At 75.9% G+C, this 6,112-nt stretch carries 2 protein-coding genes; both read right to left on the minus strand.

Annotated elements, in window-relative coordinates:
- A partial coding sequence (locus ABZY91_RS41070; RefSeq protein ID WP_355409244.1) for a beta-ketoacyl synthase N-terminal-like domain-containing protein occupies positions 1 to 1,833 on the minus strand: 1,833 nt, incomplete at its 3' end.
- A gap of 53 nt (positions 1,834 to 1,886) precedes the next feature.
- Positions 1,887 to 6,112 (minus strand): acyltransferase domain-containing protein (locus ABZY91_RS41075; RefSeq protein WP_355409246.1); only part of this gene is annotated, 4,226 nt, incomplete at its 5' end.

Raw genomic sequence — 6,112 nt, forward strand, 5'->3', positions numbered from 1 at the left:
CGCATCGAACGCAGCAGCGAACACCGGCTCCGAGGCATACAACTCACGCCCCATCCCCACCCGCTGACTCCCCTGACCCGAGAACAGGAACGCCAACCCACCAGCCTGCGCAGTACCGCGAACGACCTCCACACCCTCCAGATCACGCAACGCAGCCGGATCACCCAGCACCACCGCGCGCTCCTCGAAGCTCGCCCGGGTGGTGACCAGGGCGCGGGCCAGGTCGACCAGGCCGTCACCGCCCCGCGTCCGGGCGGCGTCGGCCGACTCGGCGATCCGCAGGGCCTGCTCGCGCAACGCCTCCGGGGAACGCGCCGACACCACGAACGGCACCACGGACGGCACCACAGCCGGAGCCACCACGGACGGCACCGAGGACGGCGGGCCCGTCTCGGGGTCCGTCCCGGTCCCGGCCGGCGGAGCGGTCTCCTCCGCCGCGGCCGGCACCTCGGGCGCCTGCTCGATGATCACGTGCGCGTTGGTCCCACTGGCGCCGAAGGCCGAGACGCCGACCCGGCGCGGGCCGGTCACGGACGGCCACGCGCGCTGCTCGGTGAGCAGTTCCACCGCGCCCGCCGACCAGTTGACGAACGGCGTCGGCTCCTCCGCGTGCAGGGTGCGCGGCAGCACGCCGTGCCGGATCGCCAGCACCGACTTGATCACCCCGGCCACGCCGGCCGCCGCCTGGGTGTGCCCGATGTTCGACTTCAACGAGCCCAGCAGCAGCGGCTGTTCGGCCGGACGCTCCTGCCCGTAGGTGGCCAGGACGGCCTGGGCCTCGATCGGGTCGCCGAGCCGGGTGCCCGTCCCGTGCGCCTCCACCGCCTGCACGTCGGCCGTGGCGAGCCGGGCGTCCGCCAGGGCGGCCCGGATCACCCGCTGCTGGGCGGGGCCGTTGGGCGCCGTCAGGCCGTTGGAGGCGCCGTCCTGGTTGACCGCCGAACCGCGCAACACCGCCAGCACCTCGTGACCCAGCCGCCGCGCGTCCGACAGCCGTTCGACCAGCAGCAGCCCGACCCCCTCGGCCCAGCCGGTGCCGTCCGCGTCCGCCGCGAAGGCCTTGCAGCGGCCGTCGGCGGAGAGCCCGCGCTGGCGGGAGAACTCGACGAAGCCCTGGGCCGTCGACATCACGCTGACCCCGCCGGCCAGCGCCAGGTCCGACTCCCCCGACCGCAGCGACTGCGCGGCCAGGTGCAGGGCGACCAGCGAGGAGGAGCACGCGGTGTTCACCGTGACCGCCGGACCCTCGAAACCGAAGGTGTAGGAGATCCGGCCGGACGCCACGCTGTCCAGCCCGCCGATGCCCAGGTACCCCTCCAGGTCGCCCGGTGCGTCGTGGAGCCGGGGCGTGTAGTCCGTCCCGGCGAGGCCCGCGAAGACGGCCGTCCGACTGCCCTTGAGCGAGGTCGGGTCGATCCCGGCCCGCTCGAACGCCTCCCACGCGGTCTCCAGCAGCAGCCGGTGCTGCGGATCGGTGGCCACCGCCTCGCGCGGCGAGATGCCGAAGAACTCGGCGTCGAACTCGGCCGTGGTGTCCAGGAATCCGCCGTGCCGGGTGTAGGAGGTGCCGGGCCGGTCCGGGTCGGGGTCGTAGAGCCCGTCGAGGTCCCAGCCCCGGTCGGTGGGGAACTCGGTGATGGCGTCGACGCCCTCCGAGACCAGCCGCCAGAGGTCCTCGGGCGAGCCGACCCCACCGGGCAGACGGCAGGCCATGCCGACGATGGCGATCGGCTCCCGCTTGGCCCGCTCCACCTCCTCCAGCCGCCGGTTGGCCTGGCGGGCGTCGGCCAAGGCGCGCTTCAGGTAGTCGCGAAGCTTCTGGTCGTTCGACATCGGTGCCTCTCGCATCACGGTCGTTCGGGTGGTCACAGGGGGCCGGACGGCCGTCAGTGGGTGTCGGAGGAGGACGCGTCGCGGTCCATCAGCGCGAACAGTTCCTCGTCGGTGGCGTTCTCCAGGTCGAGCTCGTCGAACCCGTCGCCGCCGATCGCCCCGTCCACCGGGCCGACGTCCCAGCGGTCGACCAGCGCCTTCAGCCGGGCCAGGACCGAGGCACGCTCCACCCCCGGGTCCTCCGGGCCGGCCAGGGCCCGTTCGAGCGCGGCCAGCGACGCCAGCGCGCCGATCTCCGGCCCCGCCTCGGCCCCGGGGAGTTCGGTGATCAGGTACTCCGCGACGGCCGCCGGCGTCGGGTGGTCGAAGACCAGCGTGGCGGGCAGGTCCAGCCCGGTCCCGGCACCGATCCGGTTGCGCAGCTCGACGGCGGTCAGCGAGCTGAGCCCCAGCTCCCGGAACGCCCGGTCGGGGGCGACCCCACTGGTGTCGGCATGGCCGAGCACCGCGGCGGCCTCCCGGCGGACCAGGTCGAGCAGCGCCGCCGCGCGCGCCTCCGGCTCGTCGAACACGGCCAGCCTGGCCACCCAGGGTGCGGGGCCGTCGGTCGCCGTCCCGGCCCCGACCACGGAGGCGGTCACCGTCGCGTTGGTCACGACCGCGTCCAGCCAGTAGCGCCGGCGCTGGAACGGGTAGGCGGGCAGCGTGACCGGGCGCGGACGGGCGGCGGCGAACAGTCCCGGCCAGTCGACCGGCACCCCTCGCACCCACAGCTCGGCGGCGGAGAGCAGGAACCGGTCCAGCCCGCCGTGGTCGCGCCGGAGCGTGCCCGCCACCACCGAGCGGCGGGCGGCATCGGCCGCCTGGAGGGTCTCCTGGATCGGCACCGTCAGCACGGCGTGCGGGCTGACCTCGACGAACACGGTGTGCCCCGTCTCGGCGAGCCGCCGGGTGGCGTCCTCGAAGCGGACCGTCTCGCGCAGGTTGGTCACCCAGTACCCGGCGTCCAGCCCGGCCGTGTCGAACCAGTCGCCGGTGACCGTGGAGAGCAGCGGAACCTCCCCGGTCCGCGGGCGGACCGGGGCCAGCAGGTCGAGCAGCTCGGCCCGCAGTCCGTCCACCTGGGCGGAGTGCGAGGCGTAGTCGACCGGGATCAGCCGGGCCCGGACGTCCTCCGCGCGGTAGCCCGCGACCAGTTCGGCCAGCGCCTCCGGCTCGCCGGAGACCACGGTCGCCGACGGGCCGTTCACCACGGCGACGGAGAGCCGCTCGCCCCAGGCCGCGATCCGCTCGCCGACCTCGGCCGCGGGCAGCGCGACCGAGGCCATGCCGCCGGCGCCGGAGAGGGCGAGGATGGCGCGGCTGCGCAGGGCGACCACGCGGGCGCCGTCGGCCAGCGAGAGGCCGCCGGCGACCACGGCCGCGGCGATCTCGCCCTGGCTGTGGCCGACCACGGCGTCCGGGCGGACGCCGTGCGCCTGCCAGAGTTCGGCGAGCGAGACCATCACCGCCCAGAGCACCGGCTGGACCACGTCCACCCGGTCGAGCCCGGGGGCGCCGGGGGCGCCGCGCAGGACGTCGACCAGCGACCAGTCGGCGTGCGGGGCCAGGGCGGCCGCGCACTCCTCGATCCGGGCGGCGAACACCGGTGCCGTGTCGAGGAGTTCGACCGCCATGGCGGCCCACTGGGAGCCCTGCCCGGGGAAGACGAACACCGTCCGGCCGGTCACGTCGGCGCTGCCCGTGACCAGCGCGGCGGCCGGGTCCCCGGCGGCTAGCGCACGCAGCGCGGCCGGGTCGCCGACGGCGACCGCACGCTCCTCCAGCGCGCCCCGCGCGGTGGCCAGGGCGTTCGCGACGTCCACCGCGTGGTCGCCGACGGCCGGTTCCCGGTCGTCGGTGGCGGGTTCCCCGCCGCCGGCGGCCGACGGGTCGGTGACCGCCAGCAGCTCGGCGACCCGGGCCGCCTGGGCCCGCAGCGCCCCGGCCGTCCGGGCGGAGACCGGGTACGGCAGCACGGCGGGCGCGGTGCCGCGCTCGGCGGGAACCGCCGCCGGGGCCTGCTCGATGATCACGTGCGCGTTGGTCCCCGAGACGCCGAACGAGGAGACCGCCGCCCGTCGGGGGCGCCCGCTCACCGGCCACTCCCGGGACTCGGTGAGCAGTTCCACCGCCCCCGCCGACCAGTCCACGTACGGCGAGGGCTCGTCGACGTGCAGGGTCTGCGGGAGGACACCGTGCCGGAGCGCCTGGACCATCTTGATGACGCCCGCCGCGCCGGCCGCCGCCTGCGTGTGCCCGATGTTGGACTTCAGCGAGCCGAGCCAGAGCGGCCGGTCCTCCGGCCGTCCCTGCCCGTAGGTGGCCAGCAGGGCCTGCGCCTCGATCGGGTCGCCCAGCGTGGTGCCGGTGCCGTGGCCCTCGACCGCGTCCACGTCGGCGGTGCCCAGACCCGCGTTGGCCAGCGCCTGGCGGATCACCCGCTGCTGGGACGGGCCGCTGGGCGCGGTGAGGCCGTTGGAGGCGCCGTCCTGGTTGACCGCGCTGCCGCGGACCACGGCGAGCACCTGGTGCCCGTTGCGCCGCGCGTCCGACAGCCGCTCGACCAGCAGCAGCCCGACCCCCTCGCCCCACCCGGTGCCGTCCGCGGCGCCTGCGTAGGCCTTGCAGCGGCCGTCCGCGGAGAGGGCGCGCTGCCGGGAGAACTCGACGAACGTGGTCGGGGTGGACATCACGGCCACACCCCCGGCCAGGGCCAGGTCGCACTCGCCGGACCGCAGCGACTGCGCGGCCAGGTGCAGGGCGACCAGCGAGGAGGAGCACGCGGTGTCGACCGTGACCGCCGGACCCTCGAACCCGAAGGAGTAGGAGATCCGGCCGGACGCCACGCTGCCCGCCGTGCCGTTGCCCAGCCAGCCCTCCAGCTCGGCCGGCACCTCACGGACGCGCGGCGCGTAGTCGTGGTACATCACGCCGGCGAAGACACCGGTCCGGCTGCCGCGCAGGGTCGCCGGGTCGATGCCCGCGCTCTCCAGCGCCTCCCAGCTGGTCTCCAGCAGCAGCCGCTGCTGGGGGTCGGTGGCCAGCGCCTCGCGCGGCGAGATGCCGAAGAACTCGGCGTCGAACTCGGCCGGGCGCTCCAGGAACCCGCCGTGCCGGGTGTACGAGGTGCCGGGCCGGTCCGGGTCCGGGTCGTACAGCGCGTCGAGGTCCCAGCCCCGGTCGTCCGGGAACTCGCTGACGGCGTCGCGGCCTTCGGCGACCAGGCGCCACAGCTCCTCCGGCGTGGCGACTCCGCCGGGCAGGCGGCAGGCCATGCCGACGATGGCGATCGGCTCGTCGACGCGCGACCGGGTCGACGTCTGCTGCCGGAACGCCACGGCCGTGTCGGCGCGTTCGGCGGCCGGGAGGCCGGCGCCGAGGAGTTCGGTGCGCAGGTGGTCGGCGAGGGCGGTCGGGTTCGGGTGGTCGAAGACCAGCGTCGCCGAGAGCCTCAGCCCGGTGGCCGCGGTGATCCGGTTGCGCAGCTCGACGGCGGTGAGCGAGTCCAGGCCCAGACTGGTGAACGACCGCTGGGCGCCGACCGATTCGGCGTCCGTGCCGAGCACGGCGGACACCTCCGCACGGACCAGCCGGAGCAGCTCCGCCTGCCGCTCGGTGTCGTCCGGCAGGGCGGCGAGCCGCTGGGCGAGCGTCACCTCGCCGGGCGCGGTGGCCGGTCCGCCGGCGCCGGCCGTGCGCCGGGCCGGGCGGACCAGACCGTGCAGCAGCACCGGGGCGGTGCGACCGCGCAGGACGGCGAGGTCCAGCGGGGACGGCACGAGGGTCGCCCGGTCGGTCAGCCGCTGGGCGGCGTCGAAGAGCCGGACCCCCTCGGTGGAGCCGATCGGCCGGATGCCGAACCGCGCCAGCCGGGCGTGGTCGGCGGCACCGAGGTGGCCGGTGATGCCGCTGGCCTCCTCCCACTGGCCCCAGGCCAGGGACTGGGCGGGCAGGCCGATCGACCGGCGGTGCGCGGCGAGCGCGTCCAGATAGGTGTTCGCCGCCGCGTAGCTCCCCTGCCCCGGACTCCCCAGGACGGCGGCGACGGAGGAGTACAGGACGAACGCGGCCAGGTCGTGGCCCCGGGTCAGCTCGTGCAGGTGCCGGGCCCCGTCCGCCTTCGGCGCCCACACCGCGGCCAACCGCTCGGGCGTCAGCGCGGTCAGGATCCCGTCGTCCACGACACCCGCCGTGTGGACCACCGCAGTCAGCGGATGCCCCGCCGGAACCTCCCGGA

The sequence above is a fragment of the Kitasatospora sp. NPDC002965 genome (assembly GCF_040611255.1).
Taxonomy (GTDB): Bacteria; Actinomycetota; Actinomycetes; order Streptomycetales; family Streptomycetaceae; genus Kitasatospora.